This is a genomic window from Streptomyces sp. NBC_00322 (assembly GCF_036147535.1).
Lineage (GTDB): Bacteria > Actinomycetota > Actinomycetes > Streptomycetales > Streptomycetaceae > Streptomyces.
Genome location: NZ_CP108019.1, coordinates 3,362,797 through 3,380,123, shown reverse-complemented (window position 1 = coordinate 3,380,123; position 17,327 = coordinate 3,362,797). Strand labels below are relative to the sequence as shown.

The following is a 17,327-nucleotide window of genomic DNA, read 5'->3' as shown; positions in this document are numbered from 1 at the left end:
GAGGCTCAGTGAGGCCCGGAATCGGCCAGCGGGGGGCGTATCCAGCCGGGTGCGCCCTCTTTCATATCTCTTTGTGTAAATCCGTATCCGCTGAGTAAAGGTCAGGCGTAGGCTCGGGCATATGCGTAGTGCGGTTTCCTGGCGATCCTTACAGACCTGCAGGCCGGCCCGGGGAGGGGCGCGATGAACGACAGCCCCGCTCTGCTCCCCTGGCTCGTCATTCGGCAGGACGACAACGGCAATCGCTACCGCGTCGGACGGTACGCGACCCGGGACGAGGCCCAGCAGATCGCGGACACCCTCGACGGCCGCGGACACAAGCAGCTGTACTGGGTCGAGCGCATAGGCCAGACGACGCATTAGCCGAGTACGCGCCGGAGCCCAGTACGCGCCGGAGCCCAGTACGCTCCGGCGCATGAAGGATCGTGTTGTGGTGGCCGGCGCCGTGTGCGACAAGGGGCGGCTGCTGGCCGCACGCCGCAGCGCACCCGAGGAGCTCGCCGGCCGCTGGGAACTGCCCGGCGGCAAGCTGGAGCCGGGGGAGAGCCCCGAGCAGGCGCTGGTGCGCGAGTTGCGTGAGGAGCTGGGCGTCGAGACCGAGCCGCTGGAGCGGATCCCCGGCGAGTGGCCGCTCAAGCCCGGCTATGTCCTCCAGGTGTGGACCGCCCGGCTGCTCTCCGGGGAGCCCCGGCCGCTGGAGGACCATGACGAGCTGCGCTGGCTCGCCCCCCATGAGACCGATGCCGTCGACTGGCTCGACCAGGACCGGCCCGCCGTGGCGGAGGCCGCACGGCGCCTGCGCGCGGGCGAGCTGCGTGGAAGCGAGCGGGGCGGCGCCCGCGACTGAGGCCTACGCCGTTCGTGCCACGGTGTGCACCTTGCCGTACCGACCGGGATACCTCCCACCAAATATCGGGTATGTGCTGATTAACCCCGAAATAGGACGTGGGTCTGCTGGGCTGCCGGTCTGGGGAAGTGAGCGGCGTGATCGACACCGAGGGTGAATGCGTCGAGTGGACCTTCCCTGCGGAGCCCGACTCCGTGCGCGCTGCCCGGCACGCCGTGCGCGACACCCTGCGAGCCTGGAAGCTTGATTCGGTGATCGGCGATGTGACCGTGCTGCTGGTCAGCGAGCTGGTGACCAATTCTCTGCGGTACGCATCGGGCCCCATCGGGGTCCGTCTGGTCCGGCCCGAACCGGGCGACTCCTCCCCGTCGCTGCTGGTCGAAGTCTCCGATCCCCTTCCGGATCCGCCTACCGAGCGCAGCGCACTGCCCGACGACGAGGGCGGACGCGGGCTTCAGCTGGTGGCTGGTTCCGCTCGTAGGTGGGGCACCAGGCGCGGGAGAACGGGCAAGACGGTGTGGTTCGAGCTCCCGCTGACTGGTTAGAAGAGTGGGGGGACGACGATCACGCCACGCACGGTTCCGACCTGGCCGGGAGTAGGCCGAAAATGAACGAGACCGTGCTGTGATCGTGAACGCCGTGCCGGTCTGGCCCGTAGTGCTGAATACTGCGGTCATGACCGGTCCGGTGCGGTGAGCTGGAGGGGACGGTCGCGTGAGCGAAATACCTGAGACGGCGAGCACTGTCGTGTGGCAGAGCAGCCCGCCTGGCTCGATCTATGACTACATAAAGGTCGCTTCTTTCTCGATCGGCCCCGACGGGCTGGTCGACCAGTGGAGTCGGCGTGCGATTGATCTCTTCGGCATCACCGCAGACGAGGTCAGGGGAAGGGACCCGGTCGAGGTCTTCATGCCCGCCGAGCTGCGCCCGCGCGGCCACCGGCACGTGGCCGAGATACTCGATGGCAAGGAGTGGACGGGCCTCGTTCCGTTCCGGATGCCGGGGGCGGGCGGCGCGCACGGCATCGCCGAGGTCTATGTGATGCCGACCGAGACGGAGAGCGGCGACAGGGCTGCGCTCTGTATCGTCGTCGACGTCCGCGCACTGCGCCGGATCGAGACCGATCTTGCAGCTTCGCAGGCGATTTTCGGCCAATCTCCTTTTGGGTTCCTCCTGTTCGGTACGGATCTCACCGTGCAGCGCGCCAACCAGCGCTTCGCGACCGTCTTCGGAGGCACCGCAGACGATCACCGCGGACGCACCGTCCACGACTATCTCTCCCGCGCCGAGGCCGACCGGATGACCGCCTCGCTGCGCCGGGTGCTGGAGACCGGCGAATCCGCCATCGACCTCCAGATCGTCGGCGCGGCACCCGGCAGCGCGGACCGCAGGCACTGGTCGATCAACCTCTACCGCGTGCACAGCGGATCCGGGCGCCCGATCGGTGTCGCCGGGATCGGCACCGATGTCACCCGTCGTCAGATCGCCGCCCGCGAGGCCGCAAGCGCGCGCCGTAATCTCGCCCTCCTCAACGAGGCGAGCGCCCGCATCGGCAACTCCCTCGACCTGGAGACCACGGCCCGCGAACTGCTCGACGTCGCCGTCCCCGGCTTCTGCGACCTCGCTTCCGTCGACCTCTGCCAAGGACTCCTGAGCGGCGACGAGGCACCTCCCGGCAGATGGGGATCCCCGCACGCCGAGGGATACGGCGGCGGGAGCGCCGAACTGCGTCGGGTCGCCTTCGCCAGCGCCGTGTCCGACGCACCGCTGTTGGCCACCCCGGGCTGCAACCCGGAGGGCACCGCCCCCATCGCCCTCGGTGCGGTCCACCGCTATACCTTCAACTCGCCCTGCGCCAGGGCCCTGCGCACCGCCCGCGTCCAGTCGATCCCGGGCGAGGACGGCAGCCTCGTACAGTCCACCCTCGCCGTCCCGATGGTCGCGCACGACACCGTCGTCGGCCTGGTGCAGTTCTCCCGTACGAAGGGGAGCGAGCCCTTCGGGGAGCGGGACATGGCGCTCGCCGTCGAACTCGCCGCCCGGGCCGCGGTCTGTATGGACAACGCACGGCTCTACCGCAGGGAGCACGAGCGGGCACTGATCCTCCAGCGCAGCCTCCTGCCGCCCGGCGACCCCGAGGCCGCGGGCCTGGACATCGCCTGCCGCTATCTCCCGGGCAACACGGCCACCGAGGTCGGCGGCGACTGGTTCGACGTCATCGAACTGCCCGGCCACCGCACCGCCCTGGTCGTGGGCGATGTGATGGGCCGCGGACTGCGGGCCGCGGTCGCCATGGGCGAACTGCGCACGGCCGTACGGACCTTGGCGCTGCTCGACCTGGAGCCGGCCGAGGTGCTTTCCGCGCTCGACGAGATCGCCCGCGGGCTCGGCACCCCCAGCGGCGCCCAGCAGGCCTCGCGCGTCGCCCACAAATCCCGCGACGCCGACCTCTCCGAGGTCTATCTCGCGACCTGCGTCTACGCCGTCTATGACCCGGTCACCCGGCGGTGCACCTTCGCCAACGCCGGCCATCTGCCGCCCGTCCTCGTCGAACCGGGCGAGGAGGCACTGCTGCTCGACGTGCCGCCGGGGATGCCGCTCGGCGTGGGCGGCGAGCCCTTCGAGGAGGTCGAGGTCGAGCTCGCGGAGGACGCGCTCCTCGCCCTCTACACCGACGGGCTCGTCGAATCCCGCGACCACCCCCTCGACGAGGGGCTGCGCGCCTTCCGCACCGCGCTCACCAATCCGGTACGACCCCTCGAGGACGTCTGTGACCATGTGCTGAGCACGCTCGACACCCGGCACGGTGAGGACGACATCGCGCTGCTGATGGCCCGGATCCAGGGGCTGCCCGTCGACGCCGTCGGCGACTGGCGGCTGCCCCGCGAGCCCCGCTCCGTCGGCCGTGCCCGGGAGCTGGCCCGTGCCCAGCTGGTCACCTGGGACCTCGAGGCGCTCGTGGACACGGTCGAGCTGCTGGTGAGCGAGCTGGTCACCAACGCGCTGCGGTACGGCGAGGGCGAGATACGGCTGCGGCTGCTGCGTGACCGCACTCTCGTCTGCGAGGTGTGGGACGCGGGCCTGGTGCAGCCGAGACGGCGCCGGGCACGCGACACCGACGAGGGCGGCCGCGGACTGCAGCTGGTCGGGCTGCTGAGCGCGGCCTGGGGCTCGCGCCGGACGCCGCGCGGCAAGACGGTCTGGTTCGAACTCGCCCTGCCCGACGGGGACTCGACGGCGGAGCCCACGGTCGAACAGCTGCTGAGCATGTTCTGACACAGCCCCACCCGTCATCCGGTCCTGCGCCTGCGCCGACGTGGCCAAGGCCACCGGTTCGTCCGCCTGGTCTCGGCGTCGAGGGTCTCGGCGTCGAGGTCGGCCGGTGGCTTCTCGTGCGCCTGCCGCGGCGGGCCCCAGCCCTCCTGGCCGCCCTGAGGTGTGGTGCGCGTCGCGGTCCGCCTCCGGCGCTTGGCGGAGCTGTACGCGGCGATCGCACCGGCCGCGGCGACGAGCGCGATGGGCAGCACCAGATCCGCGGCCCACGACCCGGCCCCGGTGATCCGACCCTCGCCGGACAGGCCGGCCGGATCGTCGGCGAGCGCGCATCGAGCGGCGGGCACCACCAGCCACCACGCCGCCACCAGCACGGCCAGGAGGGCCCGGGCGGCTATTCGCGTCACATTTGGGAGGCTATGTCGCCCGATGGGCCTCCGCGACCGGACTCGCGCGCCCGGCAAGATCGGCCGGACAGACCTAGTCAGCCGCCCCGCGCCGCGTGATCTTGTTGCCCAGCCACACCAGCGGGTCGTACTTACGGTCCACCGCCCGCTCCTTGAGCGGGATCAGCGCATTGTCGGTGATCTTGATGCCCTCGGGGCACACCTCCGTACAGCACTTCGTGATGTTGCAGTAGCCCAGCCCGTGCTCGTCCTGGGCCGCCTTCTTGCGGTCCAGGCCCGTCTCGGCCGCCGCGTCCAGCGGGTGCATGTCCAGCTCCGCCACCCGCATCAGAAAGCGCGGACCGGCGAACGCCGTCTTGTTCTCCTCGTGGTCGCGCACCACATGGCAGGTGTCCTGGCACAGGAAGCACTCGATGCACTTGCGGAACTCCTGTGAGCGGTCCACGTCCATCTGCTGCATGCGGTACTCACCCGCCGTCACCCCCGGCGGGGGCACAAAGGAGGGGATCTCCCGTGCCTTCGCGTAGTTGAAGGACACATCCGTCACCAGGTCCCGCACCACCGGGAACGCCCGCAGCGGCGTCACCGTGATCGTCTCCTCGCGCGAGAAGACCGACATTCGCGTCATGCACAGCAGCCGCGGCCGCCCGTTGATCTCCGCGCTGCACGAACCGCACTTGCCCGCCTTGCAGTTCCAGCGGACGGCGAGATCGGAGGCCTGGGTGGCCTGGAGGCGGTGGATGATGTCCAGGACCACCTCGCCGTCGTTCACCTCGACGGCGAAGTCCTCAAGACCCCCGCCGTCCTGGTCGCCCCGCCAGACCTTGAAGGCCGCTGTGTAGCTGCTCACTCGTAGAGCTCCTCTTCGGCGAGGTACTTGACCAGCTCCTCCTTCTCGAAGAGGGCGAGCAGGTCGGGACGGATGGGCTCGGTCGTCTTGCGTACGAGCGCGATCTGGCCGCTCACCGGATCGGCGGCCGCGAGCCCGCCTGTGGGGTCGACGAGTTGGCACAGCAGATTGATCCGCCGCCACTCGCGCTCCATGGCCGGGCAATCCTCGCGGGTGTGCCCGCCGCGGCTCTCGGTTCTCTCCAGTGCCGCCCGCGCGATGCACTCGCTGACCAGCAGCATGTTCCGCAGGTCCAGCGAGAGGTGCCAGCCGGGGTTGAACTGCCGGTGGCCCTCGACCCCGGCGCGCCGTGCCCGCACGCGCAGATTCGCCAGCTTGTCCAGCGCCTGCGCCATCTCCGCCTCGCGCCGGATGATGCCGACCAGGTCGTTCATCGTCTGCTGGAGTTCCTGGTGGAGGGTGTACGGATTCTCCGGCTGTGCGCCCTCGTCGGGGCCCTCGGCGCTGAACGGACGCAGCGCCTCCGCCGCGGCGGCGTCGATCTGGGCCTCCTCGACGGCCGGGCGGGCGCTGAGCCCCTCGGCGTACTCGGCCGCGTGCAGCCCCGCCCGCCGACCGAAGACCAGCAGGTCGGACAGGGAATTGCCGCCGAGCCGGTTGGAGCCGTGCATCCCGCCGGCGACCTCGCCCGACGCGAACAGGCCGGGAACGCCGACCGCCGCCGCGGTGTCGGACTCGACGGCGATGCCGCCCATCACGTAGTGGCAGGTCGGTCCGACCTCCATGGCCTCCGCCGTGATGTCGACGTCCGCCAGCTCCTTGAACTGGTGGTACATCGACGGCAGCCGGCGCCTGATGACCTCGGCCGGCATCCGGGTGGAGACATCCAGGAACACGCCGCCGTGCGGGGAGCCGCGGCCCGCCTTCACCTCGGAGTTGATGGCACGGGCCACCTCGTCGCGCGGCAGCAGCTCAGGAGGACGGCGGTTGTTGTCCGGGTCCTCGTACCAGCGGTCGCCCTCCTCCTCCGACTGCGCGTACTTCTCCTTGAAGACGTCGGGCACGTAGTCGAACATGAACCGCTTGCCCTCGGAGTTGCGCAGCACCCCGCCGTCGCCGCGCACCGACTCCGTGACGAGGATGCCCTTCACCGACGGCGGCCAGACCATCCCGGTCGGATGGAACTGCACGAACTCCATGTTGAGCAGCGGAGCACCCGCGAGCAGCGCCAGCGCGTGCCCGTCCCCGGTGTACTCCCAGGAGTTCGACGTCACCTTGAAGGACTTGCCGATCCCGCCGGTGGCGAGCACCACCGAAGGGGCCTCAAGCACGAAGAAGCGCCCGGACTCCCGCTCGTAGCAGAAGGTGCCGCTCACGCGGTCACCGTCCTTGAGGACGCGCGTGACCGTGCACTCCTGGAAGACCTTCAACCGGGCTTCGTAGTCCCCGAATTCGGCCTTGTCCTCCTGCTGCAGCGAGACGATCTTCTGCTGGAGGGTACGGATCAGCTCAAGGCCCGTCCGGTCGCCGACATGCGCGAGACGCGGGTACTCGTGCCCGCCGAAGTTGCGCTGGGAGATCTTTCCGTCGGCCGTGCGGTCGAAGAGCGCGCCCCAGGTCTCCAGCTCCCACACCCGGTCGGGCGCCTCGCGCGCGTGCAGCTCCGCCATCCGCCACTGGTTGAGGAACTTTCCGCCGCGCATGGTGTCGCGGAAGTGCACCTGCCAGTTGTCCCCGGCGTTCACATTGCCCATGGAGGCCGCGATACCGCCCTCGGCCATGACGGTGTGGGCCTTGCCGAAGAGGGACTTGCAGATCACCGCCGTACGGGCGCCGCGCTCGCGTGCCTCGATGGCGGCCCGCAGGCCCGCACCGCCCGCGCCCACCACCACGACGTCCCACTGCTGCCGTTCGAGTTGCGTCATGTCAGAACGCCCCACCCATCAGAAGAACCTCGGATCGTCGAAGGCACCGGACGCGACGAGATAGACGTAGAAGTCGGCGAGCGCGACGCTGATCAGCGAGGCCCACGCGAGGAGCATGTGCCGTTCGTTCAGCTTGCCGACCCAGCCCCACAGGCGATAGCGCACCGGGTGCTGTGAGAAGTGCTTCAGCCGGCCGCCGATGATGTGCCGGCAGGAGTGGCACGAGAGGGTGTACGCCCAGATCAGCGCGATGTTGACCAGGAAGACCACCGTGCCCAGACCCATGTGTCCCCACGCGTAGTGCTCGTCGCGGAAGGCGAGCACGGTGTCGTACGTGAGGATCCCGGCGACCGGCAGCGCCGCGTAGAAGAAGTACCGGTGGATGTTCTGCAGGATGAGCGGGAAGCGGGTCTCGCCGGTGTACTTCTTGTGCGGCTCGGCGACCGCGCAGGCCGGTGGAGAGGCCCAGAAGCCCCGGTAGTAGGCCTTGCGGTAGTAGTAGCAGGTCAGCCGGAAGCCCAGCGGGAAGATCAGGATCAGCAGCGCGGGGGACAGGCCCCACCAGCTGCCGAAGATCTCCCAGTTGGGGCCGCCCCGCATCGTCGCGCAGTTCTCCGCCAGACACGGGGAGTAGAACGGCGAGACATACGGCGCCGCGTAGTAGTCGGCGTTGGCGAACGCGCGCCAGGTCGAGTAGACGATGAAGGCGAGCAGCCCGCCGGCGGTCAGCGCGGGCGCCAGCCACCAGCGGTCGGTCCGCAGATGTCGCGGGCTGATGGCGGCGCGCGTCGCGCCGTGCACGCCTGTATTGATTTGTGGTGGTTCAGTGCCTGTGGCCAACGAGATCTCCTAGGGGGCGTGCCGGTCCTGGACGCCCAGGCCCTCGTCGTCCGAGTCCGTCCACAGGGCGTGGTTGTACGGCACGTCGGGGATGGTGACCAGCTCGGGGCGCTCTGGTGTCTTCGACTCGGCGGGCGCGGCCGGGCCGGCGCCACGCAGCTGATCGACGGTCCGTTCCAGATCGCCGACACGCTGGACGAGCTCGTCGAGGCGCTGCTGGATCGCCGTCAGATCTTCCTGCTGGGACATGACTCGCCCTCACTTCCGCAGGGTGCGGTGGCTTCGCTCATGCGCCTGCGAGTGTCGCGCGTCACATCCCCGCTTGTGAAGGGGACGTACGGGGATTCCCGGCGCATGCGCTGTCAGCGCGCCCTTGTGGTTCGAACCTCACTCCCCTCATTTTGTCCCTTTTGGTGGCGCTGTGCCGGATTCCCCCTTGGGCCGCACGGGTGACCTTGAGCCGACCCGCGCCGTGTCGCCACCGACTGCCCGGCTTCGTCCACTTCAGTGGACGGGAATCGGTGTGATCATCCCTAAATTCCGCAAAACAGGACGATGAGGTACAAGCCATGCCCGAGGTCGACGCGCCACGCGGGAGGACATGCTCCCGGACGCTCCGTTCCGTCGCGCTTCTCACCAGTGGGGTGCTCGCTCTGCCCGTCCTGTCGGGCTGCGGCTCCGGCGATACGGACGGCGACGCCAGAGCCGCGGCCCAGGACATCGCGCCCGCCGGGCGTGACCTGATCGCCGAGGGCGGCACGCTGCGCTGGGCCATCGACGCGATGCCCACCACGCTCAACACCTTCCAGGCCGACGCGGACGCCGCCACGACGCGTATCGCCGGTGCCGTGCTTCCCGCCCTGTTCACCCTCGACCGGCGCGGACGGCCGCAGCGCAATCCTGACTTCGTCGAGTCCGCGAAGGTCGTCAAGCGCGAGCCCAAGCAGGTCGTCCTCTACAAGCTCAACCAGCAGGCGGTGTGGAGCGACGGCAGGGAGATCGGCGCGGCCGACTTCGTCTCGCAGTGGCGCGCGCTGAGCGGCAAGAACTCGGCGTTCTGGACGGCCCGCAACGCGGGCTACGAGCGGATCGAGAAGATCGAACGAGGCGCCGACGACCTCGAAGTCAAGATCACCTTCAAGAAGCCGTACGCGGACTGGAAATCCCTCTTCACACCGCTCTACCCCAAGGAAGTGACCGGGACCCCGGCCTCCTTCAACGACGGAGCACGCACGGCGCTCAACACGACGGCCGGCCCCTTCCAGCTGAAGGGCCTCGACCCCAAGGCGGGCACGGCCACCCTCGTACGCAACCCGCGCTGGTGGGGGTCCAGGGCCAAGCTGGAGCAACTGGTGCTGACCGCCGTGCCGCGCGACAAGCGCGCCGCGGCCCTCGCCGCCGGCAGCCTCGATCTCGCCGAGATCGACCGCGCCACGGCGGACCGCATCGCCCTCGCCCGGAAGAACAAGGGCGCGGCCGGCCAGCCGCTCAGCCAGGGGCCCGGCGCCGCCGTCACCCCGTCCGGGGCGCTCAAGTCCTGGGCAATGGCCAACGGCTCGAACAAGCAGCAGGCCGAGGCCGCCGGGCTGGCCCGCAAGCAGACCGCCGAGGCGATCAGTGAGTACGCCACCGCACAGAACGCCCTGCGCGGCTATGTCGTACGCAAGTCACTGGAGCCCGCCTACACCCAGCTCGCGCTGAACGGCGAGTCCGGACCGCTCGCCGACGACCGGGTACGCCGGGCCGTGGCCCGCGCACTGGACCGCGAGGAGCTGGCCGAAGCCGTGCTGACTCCACTCGGCCTGCCCGCCACCCCGCCCGGGAGCCATCTGGCGCTGGCCGGGCAGCGGGCGTACAGCGACAACAGCGGCGCGCTCGGAGACCAGAACACCCAGGAGGCGCAGGCGCTGCTGGCCGACGCCGGCTGGACGCCCGCGGGGGCGCGCATGAAGCCCGCCCCGGCCAAGGCGGGTGGCGAGGGCGAAACCGACAGGAAGAAGCCCCCCGCCACCGCGGCCTCCGACAAGCCTTCACCCAAGGCCGGGCCCAACCAGGCGCCCAAGGAAGCCGCCAAGGAAGCGGCCGAGAAGAAGAAGGAAGAGGACGTCGCGTCGAACGAGGGGCTGTACATCATCGGCGACGACAAGCCCGACAGCGCCGGTCACGGCCCCGAGAGCGGCTCGACCGGTTCGCACATCCTCGCCCCCGCGCCCGCCGCTGCCAACCAGGGCATGGCCGTGCAGCGCCAGGCCGAGTCACTCGACGACGACGCCGCCGGGTCCAGGACGGGCGCCCAGCAACGGAACGGCGCCGTCGCCGGGGCGTACGCCCCGCGCGGTACCGCCGCCCCCGCCCGCGCAGCCACCACCGTCGGCAAGAACGGCAAGCCGCTCAACCTGCGCTTCGTCCTCCCCTCGGGCCCCGGCTCCGAGGCGCTGCGCACCGTCGGAAACAAGATCGCGCAGATGCTGGACCGCATCGGCGTGCACACCGAGATCACCAAGGTCTCCGACGACAGCTACTTCAAGGACCACATCGCCTCGGGCGACTACGACATGGCGCTGTACTCCTGGCCCGCCACCGCCTACCCGGCGACCGACGCCCGCCCGATCTACGCCAAGCCCGAGCCCGCCACCGACGGCTCGCTGCTGGTGGAGCAGAACTACACCCGCGTCGGCTCCGACTACATCGACCAGCTCTTCGACCAGGCGGCCGCCGAGCTGGACGAGAGCGCGGCCCGTGACCTGATGCGCAGGGCCGACGCCCGGATCTGGGCGGCGGCCGGGTCCATTCCGCTCTATCAGCGACCCGAGCTGGTCGCGGCCAGGCCCAAGGTGGCCAACGCCGGGGCCTTCGGCTTCGCCGCTCCCCGCTACCAGGACATCGGATTCAAGATGCCGACGGCCGGGGCCCCGAAGAACATCAAGAAGTAGCGGGAAGCAGCGGCTCACAACCTCAGAACTGGCTCAATTTCCTTGCCCGCCGGCGCCGCCGGCGGGCAGGATCGTCTCACCCTTGACCCAGGCTTTCAGATCCCGGTTTCACCGCTCCCCACAGAGCTCCCGACTGACGCAGGAACCTTCTCCCGATCGGCCCGGGAAGCCCCCGGCGCGGCGGCCCCGTACCATGGGACCAGCCGAGGCGTGTCCGCCCGGCGGGCGGACGAGGCTACGACCATCAAACGCCTGATCCCACGATCGAGAGAAGCCCCAGCCAGCATGCCCACGCGCCACGACATCCGTAACGTTGCCATCGTCGCCCACGTCGACCACGGCAAGACCACCCTGGTCGACGCCATGCTGAAGCAGGCCGGCGCCTTCGCCGCGCACGATGCCGAGCACCTCGACGACCGCATGATGGACTCGAACGACCTGGAGCGTGAGAAGGGCATCACGATCCTGGCGAAGAACACCGCCGTGAAGTACCACCCCAAGGTCGGCGGGGCCCCGATCACGATCAACATCATCGACACCCCCGGCCACGCCGACTTCGGCGGCGAGGTGGAGCGCGGTCTGTCGATGGTCGACGCGGTCGTCCTGCTCGTCGACGCCTCCGAGGGCCCGCTTCCGCAGACCCGCTTCGTGCTCCGCAAGGCGCTGCAGGCCCGGATGCCCGTCATCCTCTGTATCAACAAGACGGACCGCCCGGACTCGCGGATCGACGAGGTCGTCAACGAGACCTACGACCTGTTCCTGGACCTGGACGCCGACGAGGAGCAGATCGAGTTCCCGATCGTCTATGCCTGTGCCCGTGACGGCGTCGCCTCGCTGACCAAGCCGGAGGACGGCACCGTCCCGGCCGACAGCGAGAACCTTGAGCCGTTCTTCACCGCGATCCTCGAGCACGTCCCGGCTCCCGAGTACGACGAGGCCGCGCCGCTCCAGGCCCATGTCACCAACCTGGACGCCGACAACTTCCTCGGCCGTATCGCGCTGTGCCGCGTCGAGCAGGGCGAGCTGCGCAAGGGCCAGACCGTCACGTGGATCAAGCGTGACGGCACGAAGTCCAATGTCCGCATCACCGAGCTGATGATGACCGAGGCGCTCACCCGTAAGCCGGCCGAGAAGGCGGGCCCGGGCGACATCTGTGCGGTCGCCGGATTCCCGGACATCATGATCGGCGAGACTCTGGCCGACCCCGAGAACCCGATCGCGCTGCCGCTGATCACGGTCGACGAGCCCGCCATCTCCATGACCATCGGTACGAACACCTCGCCGCTGGTCGGCAAGGGCGGCAAGGGCCACAAGGTCACCGCCCGCCAGGTGAAGGACCGCCTGGACAGGGAGCTCATCGGTAACGTCTCGCTCCGCGTCCTGGACACCGAGCGCCCCGACGCCTGGGAGGTCCAGGGCCGTGGTGAGCTCGCGCTCGCCATCCTGGTCGAGCAGATGCGCCGTGAGGGCTTCGAGCTGACCGTCGGCAAGCCCGAGGTGGTCACCAAGGAGATCAACGGCAAGACGCACGAGCCGATCGAGCGCATGACGATCGACTCTCCCGAGGAGCACCTCGGCGCCATCACACAGCTGATGGCGACCCGCAAGGGCCGTATGGAGACCATGACCAACCACGGCTCGGGCTGGATCCGCATGGAGTGGATCGTCCCGTCGCGTGGCCTCATCGGCTTCCGTACGGAGTTCCTCACCCAGACCCGTGGCACGGGCATCGCGCACTCCATCTTCGAGGGCCACGAGGCGTGGTTCGGCGAGCTGCGCACCCGTCACAACGGTTCGCTGGTGGCGGACCGATCCGGTTCGGTGACGCCGTTCGCCATGGTCAACCTCCAGGAGCGCGGTGTCATCTTCACCGAGGCCGGCACCGAGGTCTACGAGGGCATGATCGTCGGCGAGAACTCCCGGGCCGACGACATGGACGTGAACATCACCAAGGAGAAGAAGCTCACCAACATGCGCGCCGCGTCCGCGGACACCACCGAGAACGTGGTGCCGGCCCGGAAGCTGTCGCTGGAGCAGTCCCTGGAGTTCTGCCGCGAGGACGAGTGCATCGAGGTGACCCCGGAGACCGTACGCATTCGCAAGGTCGTCCTGGACCAGAAGGAGCGCGGCCGCACCGCCTCGCGCGCCAAGCGCAACTGACGCTTCGTCACAAACGGCTCGGCCCCCTCGGCGACACGGAGGGGGCCGAGCCGTTCGTCAACTCCATTTTCCGGCTCGATCGTCCGTATATCGGACGCTGATCTCCGGAACGTGTGTTAAGGGTCCGTTTCGCGTGTGTCTGTCTGTGCTCAGTTTGTCCGGATTTCGGGCACTCGGGGTCCGGCGATGTTGTCAAAACGAGACCCATAAAGTGTGGTTAATGGCCCGGGCGTACTCAATAGTTGGCTCCATTGAGCTCGGGTCAACGGGTCAGGCGCTGTGGGGAGTGCCGACTCACGAGCACACTCGGGGCACTTGACGTTCACGCTGTCAGGGGTGTCAGCGCGCGTAGAACGTGCCCCTCTTGTAGTGACAAGTGGACTCATGAGGAGGAACCCATGCGCGGTGCCAAGAGCGCCAAGTGGGTAGCGGGTGCAATAGTCGTCGCCCTGGCAGCAACCGCCTGTGGTGGCGGAGACAAGGACAGTGGTTCCAGCGCCAAGGGTGGAGTTGACCCGAACGGGATCTTCTCGATCGAGCTGGGTGAGCCGGAGAAGCTCCTGCACACCGGTGACACGATGGAGTCCAACGGCTCCGCGGTCATGGCCGGCCTGTTCTCGACCCTGGTCGACTACAAGGCTGACGGCTCGCTGGAGATGATCAACGCCGAGTCGGTGGAGACCACCGACTCCAAGAAGTGGACCGTCAAGCTCAAGAAGGGCTGGACCTTCCACGACGGCACCCCGGTGACCGCCAAGTCCTATGTGGACGCGTGGAACTGGAACGCCAACATCAGCAACGCCCAGGGCCTGGCTTCCTGGTTCGCGGACATCAAGGGCTTCGACGCCCTGCACCCGGAGAAGGAAGGCGCCAAGCCGACCGCCCAGGCCATGGAGGGCCTGAAGGTCGTCGACGACAGCACCTTCACCATCGAGCTGAAGAGTGCCGTCCCGGCCTTCGGTCACAAGCTTGCCTACATCGTCTTCGCGCCGCTGCCGGCGTCCTTCTACAAGGACCCCAAGGCTGCGGGCGAGAAGCCGGTCGGCAACGGTCCCTACAAGTTCGAGAGCTGGGACCACAAGAAGCAGATCAAGATCGTCCGGTACGACGCCTACAAGGGCTCGAACAAGGCGAAGAACGGCGGTGTGGTCTTCAAGAACTACACCACCCTTGAGGCCGCCTACGAGGACCTGAAGTCCGGCAACGTGGACGTCCTGCGTCAGATCGGCCCGAAGGACCTCCCGGTCTACCGCCAGGACCTCGGCGACCGCGCCGTCGACCAGGCGTACTCCGCGATCCAGACGCTGGCCATCGCCTTCTACGCGGACCAGTGGAAGAAGCCGAAGGCGGTCGACCCGAAGGTCATCCAGGGTCTGTCCATGGCCATCGACCGCAACACCATCACCAAGACGGTGCTGCAGGGTACCCGCGAGCCGGCCACGGGCTGGGTCGCCAAGGGCGTCGTGGGCTACCAGGAGAACGCCGCGGGCGACGTCACCAAGTTCGACCCCGCCAAGGCCAAGGAGCTCATCAAGGCCGGCGGCGGCGTCCCGAAGAACGAGATCTTCATCCAGTTCAACGCGGACGGCGGCCACAAGGAGTGGGTCGACGCGGTCTGCAACAGCATCACCCAGGCGACCGGCGTCAAGTGCACCGGTGACAGCAAGCCGGACTTCCAGGCCGACCTGACCGCTCGTAAGAGCCAGCAGGTCAAGTCGATCTACCGCTCCGGCTGGGTGCTTGACTACCCCGTCAACTCCAACTTCATCAGCGACCTGTTCCGTACGGGCGCGGCGGGTAACCAGGGCGGATTCTCCAACAAGGCGCTCGACGCCAAGATCGCGGCTGCTGACAGCGCCGCGACGCTCGACGACTCGGTGAAGCAGTTCCAGGCCATCGAGAAGGACCTGGTCAACTACATGCCGTCGATCCCGCTCTGGTACTACAAGGTCAACGCGGGCTACTCGGAGAAGGTCTCCGGCGTGAAGTACGGCCAGGACGGTGACCCGATCCTGACCGGCGTCGAGGTCAAGAAGTAATCGCCCAAGCGTAGTCCGCACGCCGGTGCAGGGCTGACGACAGGTCAGTTCCCACACCTGGCTCTTACGCAGCGGCTGGGGGGCCCTTCCACGGCATTCGTGTACCCACTGGGGTGCGGATGCCGTGGGAGGGCTCGTCGGCTGCTGCTGTCACATCTCAACGGAGGCATGATGGGGCGCTATGTCGCACGACGACTGCTCCAGATGATCCCGGTCTTTCTCGGGACAACCTTTCTGATCTTCTTCATGGTCTACAGCCTCCCGGGCGACCCCGTGGCGGGGTTGTTCGGCGACAAGGGCGTCGACCCGGCGACTCTCGCCGCGAAGAGACACGAACTGGGGCTGGATCTCCCAATCTGGGAGCAGTACTGGAACTACATGACCAATATCGTCCTGCACTTCGACTTCGGTAACCAGATCCGCAATGGGCGGCCGGTCACCGACGTGCTGGGCGACGCGTTCCCCATCACCCTGCAACTCGCGGCGCTGGCTTTCGCCTTCGAGCTCATCTTCGGCATCGGCCTCGGCGTCATCGCCGGTCTGCGGGCCGGCCGCCTCGCCGACAACGGGATCCTGATCTTCACTCTGCTGATCATCTCGATTCCGGTGTTCGTCCTCGGCTTCATCATCAAGCTGGTCTTCGCCTTCGAGCTGGGCTGGATGTCGCCGAACGTGAGCAACGAGCAGAAGTGGTCCGAGCTGATCGCGCCGGCCATCGTGCTCGGCGGCCTCTCGCTCGCCTACGTCGCCCGGCTCACCCGCACCTCGATGGCGGAGAACCTGCGCGCCGACTACATGCGCACTGCCGTGGCCAAGGGTCTGCCCAAGCGCCGGATCATCGGTGTCCACCTGATGCGCAACTCGATGATCCCCGTCGTCACCTTCCTCGGCACCGACATCGGCGCCCTGATGGGCGGTGCGGTCGTCACCGAAGGCATCTTCAACGTCAAGGGCATCGGCGGCGTCATCTACGAGTCGATCAGCCGACGTGAGGGCACCACCCTGGTCGGCCTCGTCACCATCCTGGTGCTCGTCTACCTCGTCACCAGCCTGCTCATCGACCTGCTGTACGCGGTCCTGGACCCGAGGATCCGTTATGCCTGACGTGACCAAGACCGCGGCTGTCGCGACCGAGGACGCCATCGCGCCGCCCTCCGCCGCCGCCCCCGCGCCCCAGAAGCCGGAGAAGGCGCGCAGCCTGTGGGGAGACGCCTGGGCGGATCTGCGCCGTAACCCCTACTTCCTGGTGTCGTCGGTTCTGATCTTCTTCCTGCTGGTCATCACGGCCTTCCCGGGCTGGTTCACCAGTGCCTCGCCCACGGTCGGCGACCTGGTGCACCACTACCTCGGCAAGCCGGAGCTCGGCAGCGTCGGCTCGGAGGGCTGGCTCGGCTACGACGGCCAGGGACGCCCGGTATACGCCCGACTGATCTACGGCACCCGTGCCTCGGTCATCGTCGGCATCTGCGTCACCCTGATCACCACCATCGTCGGCGGCATCATGGGCATGATCGCGGGCTACTTCGGCGGCATCGTCGACGCGATCCTCTCGCGGGTCACCGACATCTTCTTCGGTATCCCGTTCCTGCTCGGCGCCATGGTCGTGCTGCAGTCCTTCACCCAGCGCACCATCTGGGTGGTCGTCTTCGCCCTCGCGTTCCTCGGCTGGACCCAGATCACCCGCGTCATGCGTGGTGCGGTGATCACCATCAAGCAGGCCGACTACGTCCAGGCCGCCAAGGCCCTCGGCGCCGGCACCACTCGGATCCTGTTCCGGCACATCCTGCCGAACGCCATGGCCCCGGTGATCGTCGTCGCGACCATCGCCCTCGGCGGCTACATCTCGGCCGAGGCGACCCTGTCGTACCTGGGTCTGGGCCTGTCCTCGCCCATCGTTTCCTGGGGCGTCGACATCTCCACCGGTGTCCAGCAGATCCGGACGGCGCAGCACATCCTGCTGTACCCCTCGATCATGCTGAGCATCACCGTTCTGGCGTTCATCATGCTCGGCGAAGCCGTCCGCAACGCCCTCGACCCCAAGCTGCGCTGAGGA

General features: G+C 68.3%; 14 protein-coding genes. 9 read left to right on the top strand and 5 right to left on the bottom strand.

The genetic code is table 11. From position 1 onward, the window contains the following. Positions 1-183: 183 nt before the first annotated feature. The 4 genes from OG905_RS15075 to OG905_RS15060 all read left to right on the top strand — a co-directional run bounded on the left by OG905_RS15075 (position 184) and on the right by OG905_RS15060 (position 4,123). Entirely contained in the window at positions 184-363 is a 180-nt protein-coding gene (locus tag OG905_RS15075; protein ID WP_142213897.1) for an SPOR domain-containing protein, read from the top strand. A 52-nt stretch (positions 364-415) separates the two neighbouring features. Continuing rightward, a complete protein-coding gene (locus OG905_RS15070) occupies positions 416-847 on the top strand; it encodes a (deoxy)nucleoside triphosphate pyrophosphohydrolase (RefSeq protein WP_328669932.1) in 432 nt (143 codons plus the stop codon). Positions 848-975: 128 nt separating this feature from the next. After that, positions 976-1,392 carry an ATP-binding protein gene (locus OG905_RS15065; protein WP_328669930.1) on the top strand — a complete coding sequence of 139 codons (417 nt, stop codon included), beginning with the start codon at positions 976-978 and terminating at the stop codon, positions 1,390-1,392. A 169-nt stretch (positions 1,393-1,561) separates the two neighbouring features. After that, positions 1,562-4,123 carry a SpoIIE family protein phosphatase gene (locus tag OG905_RS15060; RefSeq protein WP_328669928.1) on the top strand — a complete coding sequence of 854 codons (2,562 nt, stop codon included), beginning with the start codon at positions 1,562-1,564 and terminating at the stop codon, positions 4,121-4,123. A gap of 14 nt (positions 4,124-4,137) precedes the next feature. Here the strand turns inward: OG905_RS15060 and OG905_RS15055 are convergent, their stop codons facing one another. The 5 genes from OG905_RS15055 to OG905_RS15035 all read right to left on the bottom strand — a co-directional run bounded on the left by OG905_RS15055 (position 4,138) and on the right by OG905_RS15035 (position 8,391). Then, entirely contained in the window at positions 4,138-4,527 is a 390-nt protein-coding gene (locus OG905_RS15055; RefSeq protein WP_328669926.1) for a hypothetical protein, read from the bottom strand. A gap of 73 nt (positions 4,528-4,600) precedes the next feature. Then, positions 4,601-5,377 carry a succinate dehydrogenase/fumarate reductase iron-sulfur subunit gene (locus OG905_RS15050; RefSeq protein ID WP_328669923.1) on the bottom strand — a complete coding sequence of 259 codons (777 nt, stop codon included), beginning with the start codon at positions 5,375-5,377 and terminating at the stop codon, positions 4,601-4,603. Beyond that, positions 5,374-7,302 carry a fumarate reductase/succinate dehydrogenase flavoprotein subunit gene (locus OG905_RS15045; protein ID WP_328669921.1) on the bottom strand — a complete coding sequence of 643 codons (1,929 nt, stop codon included), beginning with the start codon at positions 7,300-7,302 and terminating at the stop codon, positions 5,374-5,376. Before OG905_RS15045 ends, OG905_RS15050 begins: the two co-directional genes overlap by 4 nt. Before the next feature lie 18 nt (positions 7,303-7,320). Further along, the gene (locus OG905_RS15040; RefSeq protein ID WP_328669919.1) at positions 7,321-8,142 is read right to left on the bottom strand and encodes a hypothetical protein; all 822 of its coding nucleotides are present in this window, start codon (positions 8,140-8,142) and stop codon (positions 7,321-7,323) included. A 9-nt stretch (positions 8,143-8,151) separates the two neighbouring features. After that, complete coding sequence (locus tag OG905_RS15035) at positions 8,152-8,391, bottom strand: hypothetical protein (protein WP_324986346.1); 240 nt, start codon at positions 8,389-8,391, stop codon at positions 8,152-8,154. Positions 8,392-8,711: 320 nt separating this feature from the next. Between OG905_RS15035 and OG905_RS15030 the strand changes: the two genes are divergently transcribed. From OG905_RS15030 to OG905_RS15010, 5 genes are all read left to right on the top strand, one after another. Next, entirely contained in the window at positions 8,712-11,075 is a 2,364-nt protein-coding gene (locus OG905_RS15030) for an ABC transporter family substrate-binding protein (protein WP_328669912.1), read from the top strand. Between the two features lie 285 nt (positions 11,076-11,360). Continuing rightward, the gene (gene typA, locus OG905_RS15025; RefSeq protein WP_328669909.1) at positions 11,361-13,235 is read left to right on the top strand and encodes a translational GTPase TypA; all 1,875 of its coding nucleotides are present in this window, start codon (positions 11,361-11,363) and stop codon (positions 13,233-13,235) included. A gap of 398 nt (positions 13,236-13,633) precedes the next feature. Further along, positions 13,634-15,274, top strand: a complete 1,641-nt coding sequence (locus tag OG905_RS15020; RefSeq protein WP_328669907.1) for a peptide ABC transporter substrate-binding protein — start codon at positions 13,634-13,636, stop codon at positions 15,272-15,274. 171 nt (positions 15,275-15,445) lie between these two features. After that, the gene (locus OG905_RS15015) at positions 15,446-16,378 is read left to right on the top strand and encodes an ABC transporter permease (RefSeq protein ID WP_328682348.1); all 933 of its coding nucleotides are present in this window, start codon (positions 15,446-15,448) and stop codon (positions 16,376-16,378) included. Continuing rightward, positions 16,371-17,324: an ABC transporter permease gene (locus OG905_RS15010; protein WP_328669905.1), complete on the top strand. Its 954-nt coding sequence runs from the start codon at positions 16,371-16,373 to the stop codon at positions 17,322-17,324. Before OG905_RS15015 ends, OG905_RS15010 begins: the two co-directional genes overlap by 8 nt. Positions 17,325-17,327: the final 3 nt, after the last annotated feature.